The sequence below is a fragment of the Micromonospora sp. WMMC264 genome (assembly GCF_027497275.1).
In the GTDB taxonomy this organism is placed as follows: domain Bacteria; phylum Actinomycetota; class Actinomycetes; order Mycobacteriales; family Micromonosporaceae; genus Micromonospora; species Micromonospora chalcea.
Genome location: NZ_CP114907.1, coordinates 3,698,895 through 3,721,793, shown reverse-complemented (window position 1 = coordinate 3,721,793; position 22,899 = coordinate 3,698,895). Strand labels below are relative to the sequence as shown.

Below are 22,899 nucleotides of genomic sequence, written 5' to 3'. Positions count from 1 at the left end.
CCCGGCGCCGGGCCGGCCCGTGCCCGTTCTCAGGGGCGGATCAGGCACATCCCGGCGACGGCCGGCCGGTCCATGGTGGCCAGCGCGTCCGGCGCGGCGTCCAGGTCGATGGTGCGGGTGACCAGGTCGGCCGGGCGCAGCACCCCGGCGGTGACCAGCCGCAGCATCTCCGGGTACGCGTGGGCCGGCATGCCGTGGCTGCCGAGCAGCTCCAGCTCGTACGCGATCACCAGGTCCATCGGCAGCGCCGGGCGGCCCTGCGCGGCGGGCAGCAGCCCGACCTGCACGTGCCGGCCGCGCCGGCGCAGGCCCTCGATCGACGCCACGCAGGTGGCGTGAGCGCCCAGCGCGTCCAGCGACAGGTGCGCGCCCCCGCCGGTGGCGTCCCGGATCGCGGCGGCCACCTCGGCGGGACCGCCCAGCGTGCTCGCGTCCACGCAGACAGCGGCGCCGCTGCGGCGGGCCAGTTCCAGCGCGCCGGGCGACACGTCCACCGCCACCACCCGCGCCCCGCTCGCCGCCGCGATCATCACGGCGGACAGGCCGACGCCGCCGCAGCCGTGCACCGCCACCCACTCACCGGCTGCCACCCGGCCCTGCGCGATCACGGCCCGGAACGCGGTGGCGAACCGGCAGCCGAGCGCGGCGGCGGCCGCCTCGTCCAGCTCGTCCGGCAGCCGGACCAGGTTCACGTCGGCGTGCCGTACCGCGACCAGCTCGGCGAACGAGCCCCAGCCGGTGAAGCCCGGCTGCGTCTGCCGCTCGCAGACCTGCTGGTCGCCCGCGAGACACGACGGGCACCGCCCGCACGCGCAGACGAACGGCGCGGTGACCCGGTCGCCGGGCCGCCAGCCGCGTACGTCCGCGCCGGCCGCCACGACGACGCCGGCGAACTCGTGCCCCGGCACGTGCGGCAGGCGGATGTCCGGGTCGTGGCCCTGCCAGCCGTGCCAGTCGCTGCGGCACAACCCGGTAGCGCCGACCCGGACGACCACCCCGTCCGCCGCCGGCGCCGGATCATCCACCCGGCAAACCTCTGGCCGCTCCCCGAACCGCTCGAACACCACAGCACGCATGCCCCCGATCCTCACACCCCCACCCCGCGCCCCCTCCCGCCCCCTCCCCGCTCCCGCGATCTTGCACTTGCGGGCCGGTGGATGTCCTGAATGCCCCATCTGACCGGGCGGAAAGTGCAAGATCGCCGGCGAGGGCCGGTGCCAGCCTCGCCTGCCCGTCCCAGGCGCGTCGGGTCTCCCATGGCCCGAGATCCGTGGTCCGTATCCCGGGAGCAGTCGTAGATCTTGGTACGAGAGCGCCCCCATGGGGGCCGTTTCGTACCAAGATCTACGGGTGGCTCGGGGCGCCGAGGCGAGGGAGGGCGCGCGGGGCGGCTCAAGTCGGCGAACCAGGGAGCTCGGGGCGGGATGGGCTCTCACGCCCGGCCCCTCCCTTCCCGGTGATCAAGGAGTTTGTGTCCTTGTCGGGGCGGTGCCAGTCCGCAAACTCCTTGATCAACGCGCAAGACGCGGGGGAGGGAGCGGGCGGGTGGGGTTACAGGCGGTGGCCCTGGGGGTCTCGGGCGGTGATGCCGTCCAGGCGGGTTCCCGGAGTCAGGGTCTTCGGGTCGAACCAGAAGATCACCACCTGGGGGTCCTCGCTCCACCTGGCCAGCTTCGCGTCGACCTGCCGGCCGTCGACTGTCCCGACGATGCGGGCCGCCGGCCCGACGAAGTAGCCGAACGTCGGTATCGACGTGTCGGTGGGCGCCCGCTGCTGGTCGTACCCGATCTCGTGGAACCCCGCCCGGCGGTCGCTGCCGGTCACGTCGTTCACCAGGAAGTCGGAGGTCAGATGGCCGTCCGGCGCGCGGCGGCCGGCGACCAGGCCGATCGTCACACGCGGCAGTTCCGGCACGTCGATCGGGACCATGAAGAACACGCGCGCGTCGGCGCCGTACCGGATGCCGCTGTCCACGACGGTCCCGAGCGGTTGTAGCGGCGACTGGGTCGGGGCCGGCGCGGCCGTCGGCGTGGGCGCTGGAGGGCCGGCGGACGCGGTGGCGGCCGGCTCCCCGCCCGGGAGGTTCGGCGGGCCGGGCCGCGTCGCCACGGCCTCGACGCCGAACGCCACGGCGAGCACCGCCGTCATCGCCGCCACGGCTGCGCCGGCCCGCCGCCGCCGGCGCAGCCGCCGCCCCCGGCGCATGATGTCGTCGAGGTCCAGGCCGTCGGCCCGCTCGGTCGCCCGCATGGCCCGGCGCAGCTCGTCCATCTCGGTCACCGGCACGTCTCCTGCGGTCGGGGCGCGGACAGGCCGGCGGTACGCAGCTTCTCCAGCGCCCGGGACGAGGTGCTCTTGACGGTGCCGACGGACACGTCGAGTTCGCGGGCCACCTGGGCCTCCGGCAGGTCGAAGTAGTGACGCAGGACGACGACGGCACGTTCCCGCGCGGTGAGCGTGCCGAGCGCGGTGACCAGCCACCGCCGCGTCGCCACCTCCTCGGCCAGGTCGCCACCGCTTCGCTCCGGGAGGTCGTCGCTCGGGTACTCGCGGATCGGCCGCCGCCAGGTGTCGACGAGGTGGTTCACCAGCACCGACCGGGCGTAGCCGTACGGGTCGCCGTTGCGGATCCGGGACCAGGACGCGTACGTGCGCACGAGCGCGGTCTGGGCGGCATCCTCGGCGTGGTGGTGGTTGCCGGTCATGAGGAAGGCGGCGTGCGTCAGCCGCGCGGAGCACGCCCGCGCGAACTCGACGAACTCCGCGTCACCCCGGGACATGCGGGTCCTCTGCACCTCTCACCCCGGTAGGGACGTGCGGGCAGCGGAAAAGGTTGAGTCCCCGCCGCACCAACTTTCGCGACGGGCCACCCGTCCTCATCCCCGTGCCCCCGACCGGGCACCGAGGGGAGTCGAGATGACCAGGACAGTGGACCGGACACGCGGTGGCGCGGCGGTGATCGCGCTGGCGGTGGCGCTGGCCGGCTGCACACCGGCAGTGGCCGACCAGCCCGCAGCCACGCCGTCCGAGCCGGTCGGGCCGTCCGCTGCCGCGCCTGCAGCGTCGGCGGCGGCGCCCGTCCGGCCCCGGCCGGCGCGGATCGGCTATCCCGCCGAGGGCGGCAACCGGTGGCGGTTCGCCGCCGCCGAGCCGGCCACCACAGGGGGTACGGGCCGGCTGCTGCGCTACCGGGTGGCGGTGGAGCGCGACATCACGGGTCTGCCAGCGGCCGACTTCGGGGCGCAGGTCACCGGCATCCTCGCCGGCCCGGGTGGCTGGACGACCGACGGGCGGATCGCCCTGCGTCGCGTCGGCGCCGACGGGCCCGCCGACTTCACCGTCTACCTCGCGACCCCCGGTACGCGCGACTACCTGTGCGGGGACGGGCTGGACCGGTACACGTCCTGCCGCAACGGGAACCGGGTGGTGGTGAACGTGGCCCGCTGGGTACTCGGCGCGCCCGCGTACGGCAGCGACCTCGCCGCGTACCGCCGGTACGTGGTCAACCACGAGGTCGGCCACCGCCTGGGTCACGGGCACGAGCGCTGCCCGGGGCGGGGCCGCCCGGCGCCGGTGATGCAGCAGCAGACGCTCGGCCTGCACGGCTGCACCCCGAACCCGCTGCCGTTCCTGCGCGGCGAGCGGTACGCGGGCCGCTCCGGCGTGTACGACGACCGCCTGCCCCCGCCGGAGGGCGGCCGGCCGGGCTGAGGTCCGGGTCCGCGCGGCCGGGCACGCGCAGCCCGGCCGCGCAGGCGGACCCACGCCGGCGCTCAGAACAGCGTGGCCGGGCCGACCGGCTCCGGCTCCGGCAACGGCGCGAGCCCGGGCACGCGCTCGCGGACCTGGTCGTGGAAGCGGCGGGCCAGCTCGGGCGCGTCGGCGTTGTCCGGCGTGTGCACGAACACCGTCGGCGAGCGGCCCTCCCGCAGCCAGCCGGTGACCACGTCCAGCCACGGCTGCCAGCCCTCGACGGTGCGGGCCGGGTCGTCGCGGCCCAGGTAGCGCACGATCGGCCGGTCGGTCAGCGCCCGGGTACGCAGCGGCAGGCGCGGTTTGCGCGTCCACGCCTCCCGCTCCGCGTCGCTGGTGGGCGGCGTACGGAAGAACGCGGTGGTGTCGAACGGCACCCACTCCGCGCCGTGTCGGTGCAGCGTGGCCTCCAGCGCGCGTACCGCGCCGGGCTCGGTGAAGAAGGCGGGGTGGCGGACCTCGACGGCGTACCTGTGGGTGTCGGGCAGCGTGCGCAGGAACCGGTCGAGGTCGGGCACGTCGCCGGGGCCGAACGAGCCGGGCAGCTGGATCCAGAGCGCGTCCGCCCGGGGACCGAGCGGCTCCATCGCGTGCAGGAACGCCCGTAGTTCCGCCTCGCCGCCGGTGAGCCGGCGCTCGTGCGTGACCGCCTTCGGCAGCTTCGGCAGGAAGCGGAAGGCCGGGCCGGTCTGCTCGGCCCAGGACGCCACCGTCTCCCGGGCCGGGGTCGCGTAGAACGTGGTGTTGCCCTCCACGGCGTCGCACCACCCGGCGTACGCGCGCAGCCGCTCGTGCGCGGGCAGCGGATGCGGCAGGAAGCGGCCGGACCAGGACCTGTGCGTCCACATGGCACAGCCGACGTGCAGGCGCAGCCCGGTCACCGGTAGGGCCAGCTCGTCGAGTCGCCGCGCAGCGCCGCCTCCCGGTTCCATTTCCGGGTGAAGTACAGCGCGAGGCAGCCGAGCCCGGCGAGCACCGGGGCGAGCAGCATGAGCAGCAGTCCGGCGCCGAGCCGGAACCGGTCGCTCTGGATGCCCTCGGCGGTGGTCAGCGCGAACGCCTCCGCGCCGGCGCCGGTGCAGCTCACGAAGTCGGTGCCCATCCAGGCGATGCCGTCGGTGGCCAGCACCGGAGTGAACTGCCGCGGGTCGCCGCGATCGCGCATCACCGCCGCGGTCCCCTCGGGCCGGGCCCCGGTCAGCTCGCTGGACCGCTGCTCGCCGGTGGAGTAGACCCGGCTCTTCGCGGTGCACCGGACGGTGGCGGGGTCGACTGTGGCCGGGGTGGCGAGGATCAGGATGTTGCCGGGGCGTACGCCGGTGTCCCGCACCTTGATCTCGGCGCCGGGGGCGAACTCGGCGGCGGCGGAGAAGGTCGACGCGGCCGCGAACGGACCCGTCTGGGTCAGCAGTGCCAGGCCGAGGAACCCGGCCAGCAGGAACCCGCCCGCGCCGACGAAGATCCACATGGCGACCACGGCGCGGAAGCGCCGCACGAGCGGGCTCACTTGACGCGGTCCATGTCGCAGGCGCCGTCGGTGACCTGCCCCCGGTCGGAGGAGTACACACTGCGCTTGGCACCGCAAGAGGCGAGTGAGAGGGCCCCTGTCGCCAGCGCCGCCGTCAGACCGGTCCTTCTCCGTCGCATCCGTCCTCCTCGCGCTCGCGCCGCGGCGGGCCGGGGCCGCCCGGTCGCCGCGACCACGGTAGCCGGGCCGGTCAGCGACGTCGGATCGGGCCGCGTCAGGGCCGCTCCACCCGTACCGGGTCGCCGCGCACGAGGTCGTCGTGGATCCGCCAGTGGGCGTCGACGCCCGCGCGCCGGGCCGCGTCGTCGTCGGCGGCGATCCGCTGCCGCAGCAGCTCGACCGCGATCCGGCGGTTGAGGTGCAGGTGCCGTTCGGTGTCCACCACCACGGTCCGGCCGGACGGGCGGTGCGTGGCCCGGACGGCGGTGCTGGCCTTGTTGCGGTGCTGACCGCCCGGCCCGCCGGTGCGGCACGGCACGAACTCGACGTCCGCCTCGTGGAACGGCGTGACCACAACGTCGGTCCGGCACGGGCGCGCGGTGACGTACCAGTTCTTGCGCCCGTGGCCCGTCCGGTACGGGCTGGGCGCCTGCCAGCAGAGCGTGCCGGTCCACCCGGCCGCGAACGCCTCCGCCCCGGCGCCGGTGATCCGGACCAGCACCGACCGGTAGGTGCCGGCCCGGTCGCCGGGCACCGTCTCGACCCGCGCGGTACGCAGGCCCCGCCGGGCCGCCTCGGCCTCCAGGCGGGACAGCAGCCGGGCGAGCGCCCACGCGCACTCGGCGGGTCCGCGTCCGGCGGACAGCAGCAGCTCGGTCACCGGCGGCCCTTGCGGCCCACGTCCGGCGTCTTGTAGGTGACGAGCGGAACCGTGGTGGTGACCGGGGTGGCGAGGTCGTGCGTCACCAGGTCGCCGACGACCTGCTCGATGCGCTTGTACGCGGTGGGCGCCTCCTCGAACAGCAACTGCCGGTCGCCGCACACCACTATCGAGCCGACCGGCGTACGCCGCAGTTCCTCGACGGTGTGCTTGGCCCGGCCCCGGCGCAGCGCGTCGGCGCGCGACATCTTGCGCCCGGCGCCGTGCGCCACCGAGTAGCCGGCGTCCGGCCCGGCGTGCGCGGCCACCAGATAGGAGGGCGTGCCACGGGTGCCGGCGATCAGCACGTCCCGCCCGTCGCCCGGCGCCGCGCCCTTGCGGTGCAGGTAGCGCCCGTCGCGGATCTCGACCAGGTTGTGGCACTGGTCGACGACCGGCTCGGTGGGTTCGGCGCCGAGCGCGTACGCGACCCGCGCGGCCAGCAGCCGCCGGTTGAGCGACCCCCACCGCACGGCCGCGTCGTGCCGGGCCAGGTAGGCGTCCGGGTCGGGCGCGGGACCGGCGCCGTGCGTCTCGGTGTGCTCGCGCAGGATCCGTTCGCCCAGCCCACGTGATCCGGAGTGCACCACGAGCACCAGGTCACCGGCGTCCAGCCCGAGCCGCGTGGCGTGCTCCGCCGCGAGGATCGGCCCGACGCGGGCCAGCTCGACGAAGTGGTTGCCGCGCCCGACGGTGCCGAGCCCGTCGAGGTGCCCGGCCGGGATGTCGCCGTCCAGCACCGACCACGCCGGGTCGTCGGCGTCCGGGTCGAGCGCCCGGTCCAGGTCGGGGAACCGGGCCGCGAGCCGTTCCGGTACGACCCGGCGCAGCGCTATCGGGAACACCGCGATGCCGCACCCGATGTCGGAGCCGACCAGGAACGGATACAGCACCGTGGAGGACATCGCCGCGCCGATCGGCGCGCCCTTGCCGGGGTGCAGGTCGGGCATGGCGGCGACGTGCGCCATGCCGTCCAGGGCGGCGACCTGACGGCACTGGTCGAGCGCGGTGGACTCGATCCAGCTGCCGGGGGAGGAGAAGACGGAGACGGTGGCGGGCACGACGGCCCGCCCGGAGGGGTACGCGGACACAGACGCTCGTTTCTGCGGAAAGAGAGAGGCCGGGGAACGGCAGGCGGCGAGGAGGGGCCTGCGGGCGGGGTGTGATCCGTCAGAACGTCATGCCGCTCAGCCTCGCGGAGGTGGCGCGGGCGGGCAACCGACTTTCCCGGCGACCCGTGAGGCGTGCGCGTCGACATCACCCCACCCGATCCATAGACTCCGGTCGTTCTGGTACCACGAGTCCAGGGAGGACCACCGTGTCGAGCGAAACCCGAACGCACGCCGCATTACCCCTGCTGGCCCGCCTCGCCGGGGTGAGCGTGGCCGCCGCGACGATCGTCGCCGCCGCAGGTGTCGCCGCGACCGCGGCGCCCGCCGCCGACCCGGCGCCCACCAAGGGGCCGTGCGCGTACACGCCCACGCCGGACGAGCCGGCCGCCCGTCCGGTGCCGCTGCCGCCGGACCCGCGCCGCACGCCGGACCGGGGCACCGTGCGGGTCACGCTGCGCACCAACCAGGGGCCGATCGGGCTGACGCTGGACCGCGAGCAGGCGCCGTGCACGGTGCAGAGCTTCCTGCACCTGGTCCGTAAGCGCTTCTACGACCGGACGCCCTGCCACCGGCTCACCGCGTACCCGACGCTGACCGTGCTGCAGTGCGGCGACCCGTCCGGCACCGGCGAGGGCGGCCCGGGCTACCGCTACCGCGACGAGCTGCCCACCGACCTGCCGCCCGCGCCGACCGACCCGACCGGCGTACGCCGCCTGTACGCGCGCGGCACGCTGGCCATGGCCAACGCCGGCCCGGACACCAACGGCAGCCAGTTCTTCCTGGTCCAGGCCGACTCGGCGCTGCGCCCCAACTACACGGTGTTCGGTCAGGTCGACGCGGCCGGGCTGGCCACGCTGGACCGGATCTCGGCCGGCGGCATCGCGCCCACCCCGGAGGACCCGGCGCCGGTCGACGGCGCCCCGGCGGTGCCGGTGGAGATCTGCCGCGCCAAGCAGGGCCGCTGACGTGACAGCCCGGCGGGACGGCTGACGAGGCCGCCCGCCGGGCCCGCGTCGCCGCCGGTAGCCTGCGGCGATGACGCATGAGCGGGAGATCACCGAGCCGGTAGACCTGTGCCGGCCGGACGGGCGGCTGAACCCGGACGCGGTCGGCTGGAGCCGCCGGCCGCTGCACCGGGCGAACCTGCGCGGCTGGGGCCGGGCCAAGCGGTGGGAGCACTGGGGCGTGGTCACGCCGACGCACATCCTCGGCCTGGTCGCGTCGTCACTGGACTACGCCGGGGTGCAGAGCCTCTACCTGCTCGACCGGAGCACCGGCCGGGAGACCACGGCGGAGGCGGTGGTGCCGTTCGCCCGGGGCACCGTGCTGCCGCCGGTCAGCGGCGACGGCCCGGTCCGGGCCCGCGGCGGGAACCTCACCATCGCGGTGGACCAGGGCCCCGACGGCAGTACGCTGCGCGCCAGCGCGCCCGGCGTCGAGGTGGACCTGACCGTGCCGTTGCCGCCCGGCCACGAGTCGCTCGGCGTGGTGGTGCCGTGGAGCACCCGCCGGTTCCAGTACACGGTCAAGGACATCGGCCGTCCGGTGCACGGCACGATCACCGTGGACGGCACGGCGTACCCGGTGGGGGAGGGGTCGTACGCGGCGCTCGACCACGGCCGGGGCAAGTGGCGGTACGCGGTGCGGTGGAACTGGGCGGCCGGCAGCGGTCCGGGCCGGTCGATCCAGCTCGGCGGCAAGTGGACCGACGGCACCGGCTCGACCGAGAACGCGGTCTTCGTCGACGGGCGGCTGCACAAGATCGGCGCGGACCTGACCTGGGAGTACGACCGCGCCGACTGGCTGCGGCCGTGGCGGATCACCGGCGACCGGGTGGACGTCACGTTCCACCCGTTCCACGAGCGGGTGGCGCGCACCAACCTGCTCGTGCTGGCCGGGGAGACGCACCAGTGCTTCGGGCACTTCACCGGCTGGGCCGCTACCGACGACGGCGGGCGTGTGGACCTGGACGGCCTGGTCGGCTGGGCCGAGGAGGCCCGCAACCGCTGGTGAGGCCGGTCCCCGTCGGGCGGGCCGTACGCACAGCGTGGGGCGGCCCCGTCCGGGACCGCCCCACGCGCGACTTCGAGGTCAGGCGACCGAGGCCGGGAACCTCTCCCAGACTCGGTGCGCCGCCATCAGCCGCTGCGCCTCGGCGAGCACCTCGGCGCCGGAGCCACCGGTGACCACGCCCGGCGTGCCGGTGACACCGGCCTGGTTCAGCACCTCGGCACCCGCGCCCCAGGCGCCGATCACCTTCGCGTGCCGCCACGCCTCCTCGACCAGCAGCAGCACCCGCGGGTCGACGGTGGCCGAGCCCGCCGCGCCGGCCTTGGCGTCGCGGGCCGGCAGCGCGTCCGGCGCCGGGGCCGGTGCGCCGGCCAGCAGCACCGCGTCGAACTCGACCGAGCGGCCGGTGGCGAACGTGCGCTGCACCGGCAGCCCGTCGACGGTGCCGCCGTGCGCGGCGATCAGCAGCGGCACCATGCCGGCGGCGAACACCTCCCGGCGTACCTCGTGCACGTCGCCCAGGTCGGCCTGGGCGTCGACCACGATGCCGACCATCCGGCCGTCGGCCGGCCACTCCCGGCCCACCTGGGACAGCGCCGGGCTGGGCTGCACCTCGGCGAGCGGCACGGTGGGCTGCGGCACCGGCAGGCCCAGACCGGTCGCGACCTGCTCGCACAGCACCGGGTCGACATTGGCCAGGCACTGCAGCTGCCGCTCCTTGATCGCCTGGTGGTAGCACTTGCCCAGCTCGAACGTGTACGCCCGGATGATGTGCTCCTTCTCCACCGGCGACATGCTCTGCCAGAACAGGCGTACCTGGCTGTAGTGGTCGTCGAAGGAAGCCGGCGCGGCCCGCACCTTCGGCGCCTCGGCCACCGTCACCGGCGTGTCCACGAACGCGTGCTCCCGGTCGCCGGCCGGGAACGGGTTGCCGCCGTCGAGCGAGTTCGGCCGGTACGGCGCCACGCCCGCGTGCACCGCGTGCTGGTGGAAGCCGTCCCGCAGCATGTCGTTGACGTCGGCGTGCGGCCGGTTGATCGGGATCTGGGTGAAGTTCGGCCCGCCCAGGCGGGTGAGCTGCGTGTCCACGTACGAGAAGAGGCGGCCCTGCATCAGCGGGTCGTTCGTGACGTCGATGCCCGGCGGCAGGTGTCCGACGTGGAACGCCACCTGCTCGGTCTCGGCGAAGAAGTTGCGCGGCGTCTTGTTGAGGGTGAGGGTGCCGATCGCCTGCACCGGCGCCAGCTCCTCCGGCACGATCTTCGTCGGGTCGAGCAGGTCGATCCCGGCGAACGTCTCCTCCGGGGTGTCCGGGAAGACCTGGATGCCCAGCTCCCACTCGGGGAACGCGCCGGCCTCGATGGCGTCGTACAGGTCGCGGCGGTGGAAGTCCGGGTCCATGCCGCTGATCATCTGGGCCTCTTCCCAGGTGAGGGAGTGCACGCCGAGCTTCGGCTTCCAGTGGAACTTGGCCAGCACCGTCGCGCCGGCCTCGTCGACCAGGCGGAACGTGTGCACGCCGAAGCCCTCCATGGTCCGGTAGGACCGCGGGATGCCCCGGTCGGACATGTTCCAGATGGTGTGGTGCTGGGCCTCGGTGTGCAGCGAGACGAAGTCCCAGAACGTGTCGTGCGCGCTCTGCGCCTGCGGGATCTCCCGGTCCGGGTGCGGCTTGCCGGCGTGGATGACGTCCGGGAACTTGATCGCGTCCTGGATGAAGAACACCGGCATGTTGTTGCCGACCAGGTCGAACGTGCCCTCGTCGGTGTAGAACTTGGTGGCGAAGCCGCGGGTGTCGCGGACCGTGTCGGCCGACCCGCGCGAGCCCAGCACGGTGGAGAAGCGGACGAAGACCGGCGTCTCGCGCCCCTGCTTGAGGAAACCGGCGCGGGTGACCTTCTCGGCGGCGCCGTTGGCGACGAAGGTGCCGTGCGCGCCAGCGCCCCGGGCGTGCACCACCCGCTCCGGGATCCGCTCGTGGTCGAAGTGGGTGATCTTCTCCCGCAGGTGGTGGTCCTGGAGCAGGACCGGGCCGCGCGGACCGGCCTTGAGCGAGTGGTCGGTGTCGCGCAGCCGGGCGCCGTTGGCGGTGGTGAGGTACGCGCCCTGCTGCCCCTTGGCGATCTTCGGTACGCCGGTCTCGGCGCCGGTCGGGGTCCGGGTGTCCGGCGCGCCCTGCTCGGCCTTGGGCGGCAGCGGCCCGTGCGGCGTGGTCGGCTCCTCCAGCGGTGGTGGCGCGCTGCCGGGAGCGCCCGGCACGTCCGGAGTCAGCGCGTCGCCGACCTTCTCGACGGCGGCTTCGACGACACCCTTGACGATCTGGGCGGGCTTGCTGGATTCCATCAGGACCTGTCCTCCTACAGCTAAATGTCCAGGCCCCTTCGGCCGTACCCCAGCTGAGGGCGGGCAAACCGGAACAATCGCGGAATCACTGGTCAGGACCGGCGTGGCACCGTCACGCCGGTGAGCAGCCAGCGGCCGTCCAGGACGTCAGAGGATCCGCTTCATCGGAGCCGGCTCGCCGCCGCGACGCCGCCACTCGCGCGGGTAGCCCAGCGACACCTCCTCGAACCGCACCCCGTCGTAGTGGGTGGTGCGCGGGATGTGCAGGTGGCCGTAGACGGCGACGGCGGCGCGGTGCCGGACGTGCCAGTCGGCCGTCCGGTCGGTGCCGCACCACTGCGCGAACTCCGGGAACCAGAGCACCTCGGTGGGCTGGCGCACCAGCGGCCAGTGGCTGACCAGCACCGTCGGCAGCGCCGGGTCGGTGGCCTCCAGCCGCCGCCGGGTCGCCTCCAGCCGCGCCGCGCACCAGGACTCCCGATCCGGGTACGGGTCGGGGTGCAGCAGCATCTCGTCGGTGCACACCACACCGGCGTCGTACGCCACGCGCAGCGACTCCTCCTTGGTGGTGGTGCCGGGCGCGCGGAACGAGTAGTCGTAGAGCAGGAACAGCGGCGCCACGGTGACCGGGCCGCCGTCGCCCCGCCACACCGCGTACTCGTCCTCCGGGGTCAGCACGCCCAGCTCGCGGCACATCGCGACGAGGGCGTCGTAGCGGGCCACCCCGCGCAACGTCACCGGGTCGTTGGGGTGGGTCCACAGCTCGTGGTTGCCCGGCGCCCACACCACTGTCGCGAACCGGTCGCGCAGCAGCCGCAGCGTCCGCTCGATGTCGGCGAAGACCTCGCCCACGTCGCCGGCCACGATCAGCCAGTCGTCCGCCGTCTCCGGTCGCAGGCCGTCCACCACCGCGCGGTTCTCCGCGTACGACACATGGAGGTCGCTGACCGCGTACAGCCCACCCGTCACCCGGCCGATCCTGCCAGCGGCGCTTGCGGATGACCAGGCTCGCCGGCCGGGCTCTCGACCCTCGCGGTCACCTCGTCGAGCGCGCGCAGCACCTCGCGGGCGATCGCCGGCTCGGCCGCGGAGTGCCCGGCACCGGGCACGATCCGCAACGTCGCCTCCGGCCACCGGCGGGCCAGGTCGTACGCGGACACCGGCGGGCAGCACAGGTCGTACCGGCCGTTGACGATCACCGCGGGCAGGTGGCGGATCCGGTCCACGCCGTCGAGCAGCTGGCTCTCGGTGAGGAAGCCGCCGTGCACGGCGTAGTGCGACAGGATCCGGGCCACCGGCAGCGCGTGCTCGTCGGCGGTGAAGTGGGCGAGCAGCTCCGGGTCGGGGCGCAGCGACGAGTTGACCGCCTCCCAGCGTCCCCAGGCCCGCGCCCAGACCCGGGCCTGCGCCTCGTCCGGGCCGTGCAGCCGCCTGTGGTACGCGGCCAGCACGTCGTCGCGCTCGCCCGGCGGGACCGGGGCGACGAACCGTTCCCACTCCTCGGGCTGGAGATGCCGCAGTCCGCCCTGGTAGAACCAGTCCCGCTCGGCGCGGCGCAGGAGCAGCACGCCGCGCAGGACCAGGCCGGTGACCCGCTGCGGGTGCGCCTGCGCGTACGCCAGGCCGAGCGTGGTGCCCCACGACCCGCCGAACACCAGCCACGAGCCGATGCCCAGCCGCCGCCGGATCGTCTCCAGGTCGTCCACCAGATGCCAGGTGGTGTTGGCGCGCACCTCGCCGTGCGGGGTGCTGCGGCCGGCCCCCCGCTGGTCGAACAGCACGGCCCGGTAGCGCTCCGGATCGAAGAACCGGCGCGCGGCCGGCACCAGCCCGCCGCCGGGCCCGCCGTGCAGGAACACCACGGGTACGCCGTCCGGCCGGCCCACCTCCTCCACGTACAGGACGTGGCCGTCACCGACCGGGATCCGGTGGGTGGCGTACGGCTCGACCTGCCCGTCTTCAGCAGGCGACGTTGCCGCCGAGGTTGTCCAGCAGCGCGTCGGCGACCCAGCCGGAGACACCTGTGGTGACGTCCCGCAGGTACGTCCACGTGTAGGTGGTCTTGCCGTTGGCGGTGACCCGGTCGCCGCTGGCGAAGCAGTGGAAGTCGACGTTGTGGTTGAGCTGCCCGTACCCGAGCGAGGCGCAGGTGGTGTGCGGGCCGGTGCGGATGTTGACGTTCGTCGCGTTGAACAGCTGGCCGAACTTGCTGTCGACGTTGGAGTGCGAGTGGCTGCACCCGGCGCTCGCCGGTCCGGCCGTACCGGTCACCACGGCGCCCGCCGTGGCGACGGTCAGGACGACGGCGGCGCCGATGGAGGAGATCTTCCGCATACCCGTCAACCCCCGAATAAAGATCGAGATGCACCAGCAGATCGATCCAAATATTTGCATAGAGCAAGGTCGATGGGCAAGATGCGGCGCCACCGGCCCGGCCCGGACCGGTGGCGCCGATCGCTCAGGCGGTAGCCGGCACGCCGTTGTCCGTACCCGTGGTCTCCACCTCGGGCGCCCCGCGCGGAGCCGGCGTGCGGACCGCGAACGCGTCGAAGCTCGGCCCGTCCAGCCGCTCGACGAACGGCTCCACGACGGGCTGCTCCGGCTCGGCCGCGTCCGGTTCGGTCCGCCCGTCCCCGGTCCGCGGCGCTGCGTCGGGCGCGACGGTGACCGCCGGACGCGCCGACACCTGCGGGTACTCGGCGGTCTCCCCGCCGCCCGCAGCCGCCGCCATGACCGCCGCCGCGGCGAGGTCGGCGACCCGCTTGGCCTCCCGCTGCACCCGGGCCCGGGTCTCCTTGGCGTGCTGCTCGGCCAGGTCCGCCGCGCGCCGCGCCTCGTCGAGCCGCCTGCTCTCGGCGGCCAGCTCCCGGCGTACGCCGACCAGCCGCTCCTCCAGCTCCGCGCCGCTGCGCTCGATCGTGCCGATCTCCCGGCGGGTCTCCTCCAGCTTCCGGGAGACCGTCTCCAGCTCCGCCTTGAGCCCGGTCAGCGTCTCCTGCCGCTGCTGGATCTCCCGCTGCACGCCGGCGAGCTGCTCCTGGTGCGCCGTCGTCTCCTCGTCGGCCCGCTCCCGGACCTCCGTGGCGTACTGCTGCGCCTCGGCGACCAGCGCGGCGATGTCCTTCTCCGCGGCGGCGGCCCGGTCGGCCAGCTCCTGCTCGGCGGCGGCCCGCCGCTCGTCCAGCTCCTTGGCCATCGTGGCCTGCCACTGGGCCAGCTCCTGCTGGGCCTTGCTGCGGTTGGCCTGGACCTCCTGCTGGATCTGCGTCCGCGCGGCCTTCACCAGCGCCTCGGACGCCGAACGCGCCTGCTCGACCTGCTGCGCGCTCTGCTCGGTGATCCGCTTCGCCTCCTGCTGGGCCCGGTCGTGCGCGGCCTGCCCCTCGACGCGCAGCTTCTCCGCCAGCTCCCGCACGGCGGCCAGCTCCGCCTGCGCCGCGGCCAGCCGCTCCTCGTCCACCCGCTCCTGCTCGGCCCGGCGCGCGGACAGTTCCTCGTCCAGCTCGCGCCGCTCCCGCGCGGCCTGCTCCTGCGCCGCAGCCAGCAGCTTCTCCGCCTGCGCCTGGAACTCCTCCGCGCGCCGGGTGGCCACGTCGGTGATCTGCCCGGCCTGCTTCTCGGCCAGGTCCAGGATCTGGTCGACCATCGGGCCGAGGTCCCGGAAGGACGCCCGGTCCACCGCCGCCGCCGGACGCTCGCGCAACTCGGCCGCCTCGGCCTGCGCCCGCTGCGCCTGCGCGGTCAGGTCACGCACCTGCGCGTACGCCCGGTCCCGCGCGGCGGTGAGCGCGCTGACCTCGGCGTCGACCTGCTCGACGTACCGGTCCACCTGACGTTTGTCGTAGCCGCGCAGCGCCGGATCGAAGCGCGGGCGCGCGGACACGTCGTCGTGGGGTGCGAACGGATCGTCGCCGTTGGACATGCGCCATCCTCCGTCGGTTCGCCAGCGCCAGGCCGGCGGATGACCGCCCCGCAGGGCACGATGAGGCGCTACGGTACCGCGTCCGCGCGCGCGTCTCGCCCCGCCCCGCCCCTGCCCGGCCGACCGGCGTCGCGGTCAGACCGGGAAGTGCGGGTTCCCCGCCGTCAGACGGATGGTGAAGCCGCCCGCGTCGCGGTGGTGCGTCACGTGGTCGCAACTCTGGTGGCTGATCCAGAGACCCAACCCGCCGTCGGAGCCGTCACCGGCCGGCAACAGTCCGGCGTACGGATCCTTCGGCCCGGGGCCCCGGTCGTTTACGGTGACCACGATCCGGTCGGGCGCGCGCCACAGCCGCATCCGCACCGGCGGCTCGCCGTGCCGCAGCGCGTTGCTCACCACCTCGCTCACCGCGATGACCAGCCCGTCGGCGCTGTCCGGCGCGAGCAGGCCGTCGTCGGCGGCGCGCACCTCCGCCCGGGCCCGGGCCGGCGTCGGGTCGATCAGCTCGACGAGCGGCGTCGTCCGCTGCACCGGGTCCAGCGGCACCGGGCGGGGCTCGGTCAGGTAGCTCATCGGGTCGGTGTAGAGATCGGCCGTCTCGTGCCCGCCGTCCGGCCGCGCCACCCGGGGGTGGGTACGCGCCACGTCCGCCAGCACGTGCGACGGGGTGCTGCGGCGGTCGTAGGCGCAGATGCCCCAGAGCGGGAAGTCGTCGTAGACGTGGTTGATGGCCGACTCGTAGCGGGCCCACCAGTCCCAGGTCGAGCCGAGCAGCACCGGCGGCAGCTGGCCGACCATCCGGATCTGCGCCGCGCCCGCCGCCACGTAAGACGCGAGCAGTTCCCGGTAGGAGCGCAGCGCGACGCTGGGCCGGGCGTAGAGGTCCCCGACCGGCAGGAACGTGACCTCGGCGCCGGTGGGCAGCGCCCGGCGCACCAGCTCCGCGTTGCGCTCGTCCAGATTCACCGCCGTCGGCTCGCCGGCCGCGACCCCGTCCAGCAGGAACGGCAGCGCCACCGCCAGCAGCTCCTCGTCGGAGTCGTAGACGAACGCCTCGTGGAAGTAGCCCACGTGACCGGAGGCCGCGCCGCTCCTCATCCGAGCACCTCCACCCGTACCCCGGTCAGGCCGAGCAGCTCGACCAGCCGGGCCGGGGTCCGGTGCGGGGTGCGCAGCACCGCGACGGCGTCGTAGCGGCGGGCGTGGTCACACAGGTGCAGCAGGCTGCGGTGATCCACGAAACGCAGCTCGGCGGCGTCGAACACGACCCGGCCCGCCACCGGCCGCGGGTCGGCCCGCTCCAGCGCGGCGGCGAAGTCCCGGTGGTTGGTCGGGTCCAGCTCGCCGGCCAGCGCCACCACCGAGTCGCCGTCGCCGGCGTGCAGCCGGAACAGCACGTCCGCGTTCGTCACCGGGTGCAGGCAGGCCAGCTCGGCGATTGCCGCGTCGCCGAGCTGCCGGCGGTCGTAGGCGCAGATCGCCGACATCGGCCGGTGCCGCATCCAGTGGTCGATGCGGTGCTCGTAACGGGCGAAGGCGTCCCGCTGGGCCGGGGTGCGGACCAGGCTCGTCGCCTCGGCCAGCACCCGCAGGCCGGTGTGCCCGGCGGTCAGCGCCTCGGTGGTGGCCCGCACGTACGCCCCGACCTGCCGGTTGGGGTCGACGATCTCGTCGTGCCGGTACGCCTCGCCGACGGGAACCAGCCGTAGCGCGTCCCGCCGGCGCGCGGCGTCGAGACCGGGAACCGAGGCCAGCCAGCCGGTGACAGTGGCACGATCCTCCGGACAGACCACCCAGACCTGCTCACCGGCGGCGAGACCGGCGCTGACCTGCTCGACCGTCAGCGCGCGCAGCGCCGCCGGGTCGTCGTAGGCGAGGCAGCCATGGGTGTAGCCCGGGTACGACACGCTCCCGCTGGTCACCGACTCCGCCTCATCGGCCCAGTCTATGCCGGGCCCACCTGGAGATCGCGCCAGGCCGTGGCCTCCGGCGGCGGGTCGCCCAGCTCGAACTCGGCCCAGTTGTTCCAGTACGCGATCGCGTCCACGTCGTTCTGCTGGCGCAGCCAGGTGACGTGGTCCCGGATCGTGCGCGCCCGGCCCGCGCCGGTGGTGTCGGTGGCGACGCGGGTCAGCCCGTACTCGGGGACCAGCAGCCGGATGCCCGGGTACGCGGCGCGCACCTTGCCGAAGGCCACCCCGAACATCCGCGAGGCGGGCCAGTACGCGGCCGTGTCCCGCGAGTAGCAGTCCACGCCGTAGTGGGTCATGCCCGGATAACCCCAGTCGGTCGGGTTGCCGCGTCCCTCGTCCAGCCAGTAGCGGGTCACGATCGGGCCGTGCCCGAGCACCCACCGCCGGTTGCGGTGCGCGGCCACGATCTGGGTCACCCGGCTCGCCGTCGCCCGGTACGTCGCCGGAGCCACGTCGCCCATCGGCTCGTGGTACCAGGTCAGGTAGATCGGGCGGCTCACGCCGTCGAGCCAGCTCGCCAACTGCTCGACGTCGTCCTTCCAGCTGACGTGCATGACGGCCGACGGCGCGTCGGCGAACTTGCCGGCGTTGAGCGCGGGCAGCTCCGGCAGCGTGTCCGCGTCCGGACCGTCAGTGCCGAAGTCGCGCATGTAACGGATGCCCGGGTAGTCGGCCACCGCCCGCTGGGTCCGCGCGCCCTTCTCGGCGCTCATCCCGACCAGCAGCGGCACGGTCAGCGTGGTGGTGCCCGTGCCGGTGCGGCCGGCGCCGTCACGCGCCGTCGCGGTCAGCGTCACCGTGCCCCGGCCGGCCAGCACGGTGACTGTGAAGCGGCCCGGTTCGGCGCTGCTGGGTGTGACCGTCACCCCCGGCGAGGCGCTGGCGAGCTGGACGGTGAGTGGCACGCTCAGATCCACCCGGACCGGGCTGTCCCAGGTGACGCCGGTGGGGTCGCTGACCCGGCCGGCGAGCGTCAGCAGCCGCGAGTCGGGGTGGTAGGCGTCGACCCGTACGGTGGTCGACTGCCCGGGCAGCAGGACGGTCTGGTCGGGGGTGACGGAACGGACGACGGGTGCGGCCATGAGGCTCTCCTTCGACGTGTTTCGCTGCCGCTCCAGCCGCACGTCCTCGGGTGGCCAGAATGGCTCTGACCTGCGCTTTTACCAGCTTGCGTCGGTTTTGCCGCGATCGTCAGGGCAGCCGCAGATGGCGCGAAACCCGGTCCCGCCACGCTGTCGCGCCCGCATCCTGAACCGAGGTCGGGCACCGTGCGGGGAAGGCGCGTACCGGACTGGCCGGCGCTGTGGCCGATGCTGCGGGACATGGGCGTCGGCGACTCACCGCCGCAGGTCCACCGACGCGCACCGCACCGTACGCCTGCACGACCGGTACGTCGTTCCGGACGGCGACGTGACGGGGTGGGCCGTTCCTTTTTCACGGCGGTGCGCCGCCGGGCCGGCGGCCGGGCGGGCGGCGCGGTTCTACGAGCGGCTCGGTCATCGGGGCGACCCGTGCCCACAGCCGGACCACCCGACGTTCCTCCTCGACCTCACCCCGCAGTGACCCGCCCAAGATCGACACCGGTTCGGGGAGGTGGCTGCATCGGAGGTGGTCTGATGCGGCCAGCTCGCCGAGATGGTGTGGATCTTGGTGGGAGAGTGCGTCAGGGGAGGGGGTGGGAGATGTCTCGGGCGTGGTCGGCCACCGCCGCGCCGACCACCGTCGCGGTCAGCGGCAGCACCTCCAGGCACCGTCGCACCGCCGCCCCCATCAGCGGGTTCGGCACCCGCATGGACAGCGTGCAGTGCGGCACCCAGCGTCCCGGCCGGTAGTGCTCCACCACCTCGACACCGGCCCGGGCCAGCCGGTCGTGCACCTCGGCGTGGTGCGCCAGCAGCTCGGGCGTCGGCGCGAGACCGAGCCAGAGCACCCGGCCGACGAACTGCCCGGCGTGCTGGAACTCCAGCCGCAGCGGCGCGGCCACCACGGTTCCGGCGAGTGCCTCGGCGACGCGGTGCGGGTCCAGGCGGGGCGCCACCGCGAGCGAGACATGCGGGCGGTGCCGCTGCGCCAGCAGTGACCGCAGGCTCGGCACCCCGTCGGACTCCAGCAGGTCCCACAGCACCCGGATCCGCCGGGTGGCGTCGGTGTCGAGATACAGCTCCAGCGCCGCGACCACCCGATCACAGTAGATGTCGGGTCCCGCGACGAGGTTTGCCGGGCACGCTGGGCGGTACTGCCCGGAAAGACGCACGAGACGGCAGGGGAGTGAGGTGCGCGTGGACGCGACGGACGTGCTGATCGAGGCGTACGGGCGGTTGCCCGATCTGGTCGCCGGGGCGCTCGACGGGCTCGACGCGGCCCAGCTGCGGCGGGCGCCGGCCGACGGGGCGAACCCGGTCGGCTGGCTGGTCTGGCACCTGACCCGGATCCAGGACGACCACGTCGCCGACGTGATGGGCGAGCCACAGCTCTGGGCCGGCGGCGACTGGGCGGCGCGGTGCGGTCTGCGGCCCGACCGCGCCGACACCGGCTTCGGGCACGGCCCGGAGCAGATCGCCGCGGTACGCCCGGAGAACGGCGGCGTGCTGCTGGACTACCACCGGGCGGTGGTGGACCGGAGCCTGGACTACCTGCGCGGGCTGCGCCCGGCCGACCTGGACCGGGTGGTGGACGAGAACTGGGATCCGCCGGTGACGCTCGGGGTGCGGCTGGTGAGCGTGCTCGACGACGACTTCCAGCACGTCGGCCAGGCCGCCTACGTGCGCGGGCTCATCCTGGGCTGAGCGCCGCCCGGCCCCGTCCCAGCGGGCCCGTCCGGCCGCTGCCGGGTCACCGCCGCGGCTCACCCGGACCGGGTGAGTTCGCCTCACCCGGGGCGGGGGGATCCTCGCGGCACGGGCGGCGCCGTCAGGCGGGTGGCCGCGACGACCGACGAGGAGGCCCGATGAGCGTCTCGGCCGCGGAACACCTGACCCGGGCCGCCGCCGGCCGGAACCCCGACCTGCCCGAGACCACCTGCGGCACCATTCGCCTGGACCTGCACGACGACGGCCGCACCGAGCACTGGTACCTGACCGTCGACCGTCAGGACGTCCGGGTGGACCGGCTCTCCGCGGACGCCGACCTGGTGGTCCGCGCGGACCGGGAGGTGTTCGACCGGATGGCGGCGGGCCTCCTGCATCCGGCCGCCGCGCTGCTGCGCAACGACATCGCCGTCGAGGGCGACCTCAAGCTGCTGATGGCGCTACGCCGGATCTTCCCCGGGCACCCGGACGCCCGGCATCCCCGGGAGGCGGCCGGGCAGGCGGTGGCCCGATGAAGCAGGAGCTGGTCCACGTCCTCGCCGGAAACGCCTTCGCGGTCAGTGACGCGCAGGGCGACATGGAGATCGACCCCAGCGCGCCGATCGGTCTCTTCTCCTTCGACACCCGGTTCCTGAGCCACTGGGTGCTCACCGTCGACGGCGAGCGGCTGAACGCGTTGTCCCGCGACGACCTGACCTACTTCGAGACCCGTTTCGTGCTGGTGCCCGGCGCAGCCAGCCACTATGTGGACGCCGACGTGTCGGTGATCCGGCACCGCCTCATCGACGAGGCGTACCACGAGAGCATCACGGTGCTCAACCACTCACCCGAGCCCGCCGAGTACACGGTGCGGCTGGAGATGGGCAGCGACTTCGCCGACACGTCGGAGATCCTGCGTCCCGGCCCGCGCCGGCCGACGATCGTCCCCGATCCGGCCGGGCAGCGGTTGTGGATCCGGCACGAGCGCGGGCGGTTCTCCCGGGGGACGTGCGTCTCCAGCTCGGCCCCGGCGCAGGTGGACCGGAGCGGGATGACCTTCCGGATCCGCGTCGAGCCGCAGGGCGCGTGGCACGTCGACCTGCACGTCGAGATGATCATCAAGGGGGCCCGGGGGCGGGACCTGCGGGCGAGCATCGACTCCCATCGGCAGCAGGTCCGGCAGGACATGCGCGACGACCTGCGGCGGTGGCTCGACCAGGCCCCGCAACTGCTCTCCGACCGCCCGGCGCTGACCGCCGCCTACCGGCAGGCGCTGAACGACCTGGCCGCGCTGCGGTACACGCCGCTGGCGTACGTCGACCGGGTGCCGGTCGGCGGGCTGCCCTGGGCGATGACGCTGTACGGGCGGGACGCGCTGATCACCTGCCTCCAGACGCTCCCGTTCACGCCCGAGCTGACCACGGCCACGCTGCACATGCTGGCGATGCTGCAGGGCGGCCGGCTCGACGACCTGCGCGAGGAGGAGCCCGGCAAGATCCTCGCCGAGCTGCGGTACGGCGAGGCGGCCGCGTTCGACGAGCAGCCCACCGCGCTCTACTACGGCGCGGCCGACACCACGCCGCTGTTCGTGATCCTGCTCGACGAGTACGAGCGCTGGACCGGTGACGTCGACCTGATCCACGAGCTACGTCATCCGGCCCGGATGGCGCTGGACTGGCTGACCCGCTACGGCGACCTGTGCGGCGACGGCTACCTGCGTTACCACCCGCGCAACACGGCGAGCGGAGTGGCCAACCAGACCTGGCGCAACTCCCCGGACTCGGTGGTCGACCGGCACGGCGTCGTGCCGCCGTACCCGCGCGCCACCTGTGAGCTTCAGGGGTACGCGTACGACGCGCGGATCCGCGGTGCCCGGCTGGCGCGGGAGTTCTGGGGCGACCCGGGCTACGCCGAGCGCCTGGAGGCCGACGCGGCGCGGCTGCGGGAACGGTTCGATCGCGACTTCTGGCTGCCGCACCGGGGCTACTACGCGCTGGCCCTCACCCCGGACGGCGAGCCCGTCGACGCGCTCACCTCGCATCTCGGCCACCTGCTGTGGAGCGGCATCGTCGAGCCGGAACGCGCCGACTCGCTGGCCGGGCACCTGTGCGGGCCGGACCTGTACTCCGGCTGGGGCATCCGCACCTACGCCGAGGGGCAGTTGCCGTACAACCCGGTGGGCGCGCATCTCGGCGCGGTCTGGCCGTGGGACAACGCGATCGTCGCGGCGGGCCTGCGGCGGTACGGCTACGAGGCGGAGGCGGGCGACATCGCGGCCGGCGTGTTCGCGGCGGCGGAGACGCTCGGCGGCTCGATCCCGGAGGCCTTCGCCGGCTACCCCCGCGGGGTCACCAAGTACCCGGTGCAGATGCCGGATGCCGGGCGGCCGCAGTCGTGGGCCGCGAGCGGCCTGCTGATGCTGCTCTCGACCATGCTGGGGCTGCGCCCCTGCGGAGACAACCTGCTGGTGAACCCGGCGGTCCCGGCCGGGTACGGGCGGATCGAGCTGCTCGACGTGCCGGGCCGGTGGGGACGGGCCGACGCGTACGGCCGGGAGCGCGGCACGAGCCGGCGGCTGCGGGCGGGCGTGGACGCCCGGCGGGCCGCTTGACC

At 74.3% G+C, this 22,899-nt stretch carries 22 protein-coding genes; 6 read left to right on the top strand and 16 right to left on the bottom strand.

The genetic code is table 11. The annotated features are described in order from the left end of the window. Window positions 1-29: 29 nt before the first annotated feature. The 3 genes from O7542_RS15920 to O7542_RS15910 all read right to left on the bottom strand — a co-directional run bounded on the left by O7542_RS15920 (window position 30) and on the right by O7542_RS15910 (window position 2,780). On the bottom strand, window positions 30-1,076 hold the full coding sequence (locus tag O7542_RS15920; protein WP_281604807.1) for a zinc-dependent alcohol dehydrogenase family protein: 1,047 nt from the start codon (window positions 1,074-1,076) through the stop codon (window positions 30-32). A 475-nt stretch (window positions 1,077-1,551) separates the two neighbouring features. Then, window positions 1,552-2,271: a hypothetical protein gene (locus tag O7542_RS15915; protein WP_281606480.1), complete on the bottom strand. Its 720-nt coding sequence runs from the start codon at window positions 2,269-2,271 to the stop codon at window positions 1,552-1,554. Between the two features lie 5 nt (window positions 2,272-2,276). Next, window positions 2,277-2,780, bottom strand: coding sequence for a SigE family RNA polymerase sigma factor (locus O7542_RS15910; RefSeq protein ID WP_281604806.1), 504 nt, complete (start codon window positions 2,778-2,780; stop codon window positions 2,277-2,279). A 136-nt stretch (window positions 2,781-2,916) separates the two neighbouring features. Here O7542_RS15910 and O7542_RS15905 point away from each other — a divergent pair, with 136 nt between their 5' ends. Next, window positions 2,917-3,711 (top strand): DUF3152 domain-containing protein, encoded by a 795-nt coding sequence (locus tag O7542_RS15905; protein ID WP_281604805.1) that lies wholly within the window; start codon window positions 2,917-2,919, stop codon window positions 3,709-3,711. A 62-nt stretch (window positions 3,712-3,773) separates the two neighbouring features. On the opposite strand, the gene O7542_RS15900 is transcribed toward O7542_RS15905, so the two are convergent. The 4 genes from O7542_RS15900 to O7542_RS15885 form a co-directional block, all read right to left on the bottom strand. Continuing rightward, window positions 3,774-4,601, bottom strand: coding sequence for a DUF72 domain-containing protein (locus O7542_RS15900; protein WP_274479338.1), 828 nt, complete (start codon window positions 4,599-4,601; stop codon window positions 3,774-3,776). 29 nt (window positions 4,602-4,630) lie between these two features. Next, window positions 4,631-5,260 (bottom strand): hypothetical protein, encoded by a 630-nt coding sequence (locus tag O7542_RS15895; protein WP_281604804.1) that lies wholly within the window; start codon window positions 5,258-5,260, stop codon window positions 4,631-4,633. Window positions 5,261-5,495: 235 nt separating this feature from the next. Further along, entirely contained in the window at window positions 5,496-6,101 is a 606-nt protein-coding gene (gene prfH / locus O7542_RS15890; protein ID WP_281604803.1) for a peptide chain release factor H, read from the bottom strand. Then, on the bottom strand, window positions 6,098-7,231 hold the full coding sequence (locus O7542_RS15885; protein ID WP_281604802.1) for an RNA ligase RtcB family protein: 1,134 nt from the start codon (window positions 7,229-7,231) through the stop codon (window positions 6,098-6,100). Before O7542_RS15885 ends, prfH begins: the two co-directional genes overlap by 4 nt. Window positions 7,232-7,458: 227 nt before the next feature. Here O7542_RS15885 and O7542_RS15880 point away from each other — a divergent pair, with 227 nt between their 5' ends. Together O7542_RS15880 and O7542_RS15875 are read left to right on the top strand one after the other, a co-directional pair. Beyond that, window positions 7,459-8,217 carry a peptidylprolyl isomerase gene (locus tag O7542_RS15880; protein ID WP_013474698.1) on the top strand — a complete coding sequence of 253 codons (759 nt, stop codon included), beginning with the start codon at window positions 7,459-7,461 and terminating at the stop codon, window positions 8,215-8,217. Window positions 8,218-8,287: 70 nt separating this feature from the next. Next, a complete protein-coding gene (locus O7542_RS15875) occupies window positions 8,288-9,265 on the top strand; it encodes a DUF2804 domain-containing protein (RefSeq protein WP_069089969.1) in 978 nt (325 codons plus the stop codon). Between the two features lie 78 nt (window positions 9,266-9,343). On the opposite strand, the gene O7542_RS15870 is transcribed toward O7542_RS15875, so the two are convergent. The 9 genes from O7542_RS15870 to O7542_RS15830 form a co-directional block, all read right to left on the bottom strand. Next, window positions 9,344-11,605 (bottom strand): catalase, encoded by a 2,262-nt coding sequence (locus O7542_RS15870; RefSeq protein ID WP_274477954.1) that lies wholly within the window; start codon window positions 11,603-11,605, stop codon window positions 9,344-9,346. 147 nt (window positions 11,606-11,752) lie between these two features. Then, a complete protein-coding gene (locus O7542_RS15865; RefSeq protein WP_281604801.1) occupies window positions 11,753-12,574 on the bottom strand; it encodes a metallophosphoesterase in 822 nt (273 codons plus the stop codon). Further along, window positions 12,571-13,626 carry a prolyl aminopeptidase gene (gene pip, locus O7542_RS15860; protein WP_281604800.1) on the bottom strand — a complete coding sequence of 352 codons (1,056 nt, stop codon included), beginning with the start codon at window positions 13,624-13,626 and terminating at the stop codon, window positions 12,571-12,573. Before pip ends, O7542_RS15865 begins: the two co-directional genes overlap by 4 nt. Continuing rightward, on the bottom strand, window positions 13,565-13,939 hold the full coding sequence (locus O7542_RS15855; protein WP_104115104.1) for a hypothetical protein: 375 nt from the start codon (window positions 13,937-13,939) through the stop codon (window positions 13,565-13,567). The genes pip and O7542_RS15855 overlap by 62 nt, the downstream gene beginning before the upstream one ends. Window positions 13,940-14,063: 124 nt before the next feature. Next, entirely contained in the window at window positions 14,064-15,527 is a 1,464-nt protein-coding gene (locus O7542_RS15850; protein WP_104115105.1) for a hypothetical protein, read from the bottom strand. A 135-nt stretch (window positions 15,528-15,662) separates the two neighbouring features. After that, complete coding sequence (locus O7542_RS15845; RefSeq protein ID WP_281604799.1) at window positions 15,663-16,625, bottom strand: sensor histidine kinase; 963 nt, start codon at window positions 16,623-16,625, stop codon at window positions 15,663-15,665. Continuing rightward, entirely contained in the window at window positions 16,622-17,449 is an 828-nt protein-coding gene (locus tag O7542_RS15840; protein WP_281604798.1) for an MEDS domain-containing protein, read from the bottom strand. The genes O7542_RS15845 and O7542_RS15840 overlap by 4 nt, the downstream gene beginning before the upstream one ends. 23 nt (window positions 17,450-17,472) lie before the next feature. Further along, complete coding sequence (locus O7542_RS15835) at window positions 17,473-18,582, bottom strand: hypothetical protein (RefSeq protein ID WP_043330389.1); 1,110 nt, start codon at window positions 18,580-18,582, stop codon at window positions 17,473-17,475. Window positions 18,583-19,163: 581 nt separating this feature from the next. Then, complete coding sequence (locus O7542_RS15830; RefSeq protein WP_043325134.1) at window positions 19,164-19,679, bottom strand: 2'-5' RNA ligase family protein; 516 nt, start codon at window positions 19,677-19,679, stop codon at window positions 19,164-19,166. A gap of 100 nt (window positions 19,680-19,779) precedes the next feature. On the opposite strand from O7542_RS15830, the gene O7542_RS15825 reads away from it, so the two are divergent. The 3 genes from O7542_RS15825 to O7542_RS15815 all read left to right on the top strand — a co-directional run bounded on the left by O7542_RS15825 (window position 19,780) and on the right by O7542_RS15815 (window position 22,897). Beyond that, entirely contained in the window at window positions 19,780-20,286 is a 507-nt protein-coding gene (locus O7542_RS15825) for a DinB family protein (protein WP_043330388.1), read from the top strand. Between the two features lie 161 nt (window positions 20,287-20,447). Further along, window positions 20,448-20,822 carry an SCP2 sterol-binding domain-containing protein gene (locus O7542_RS15820; RefSeq protein ID WP_043325133.1) on the top strand — a complete coding sequence of 125 codons (375 nt, stop codon included), beginning with the start codon at window positions 20,448-20,450 and terminating at the stop codon, window positions 20,820-20,822. Further along, the gene (locus O7542_RS15815) at window positions 20,819-22,897 is read left to right on the top strand and encodes a glycogen debranching N-terminal domain-containing protein (protein ID WP_281604797.1); all 2,079 of its coding nucleotides are present in this window, start codon (window positions 20,819-20,821) and stop codon (window positions 22,895-22,897) included. Before O7542_RS15820 ends, O7542_RS15815 begins: the two co-directional genes overlap by 4 nt. Window positions 22,898-22,899: the final 2 nt, after the last annotated feature.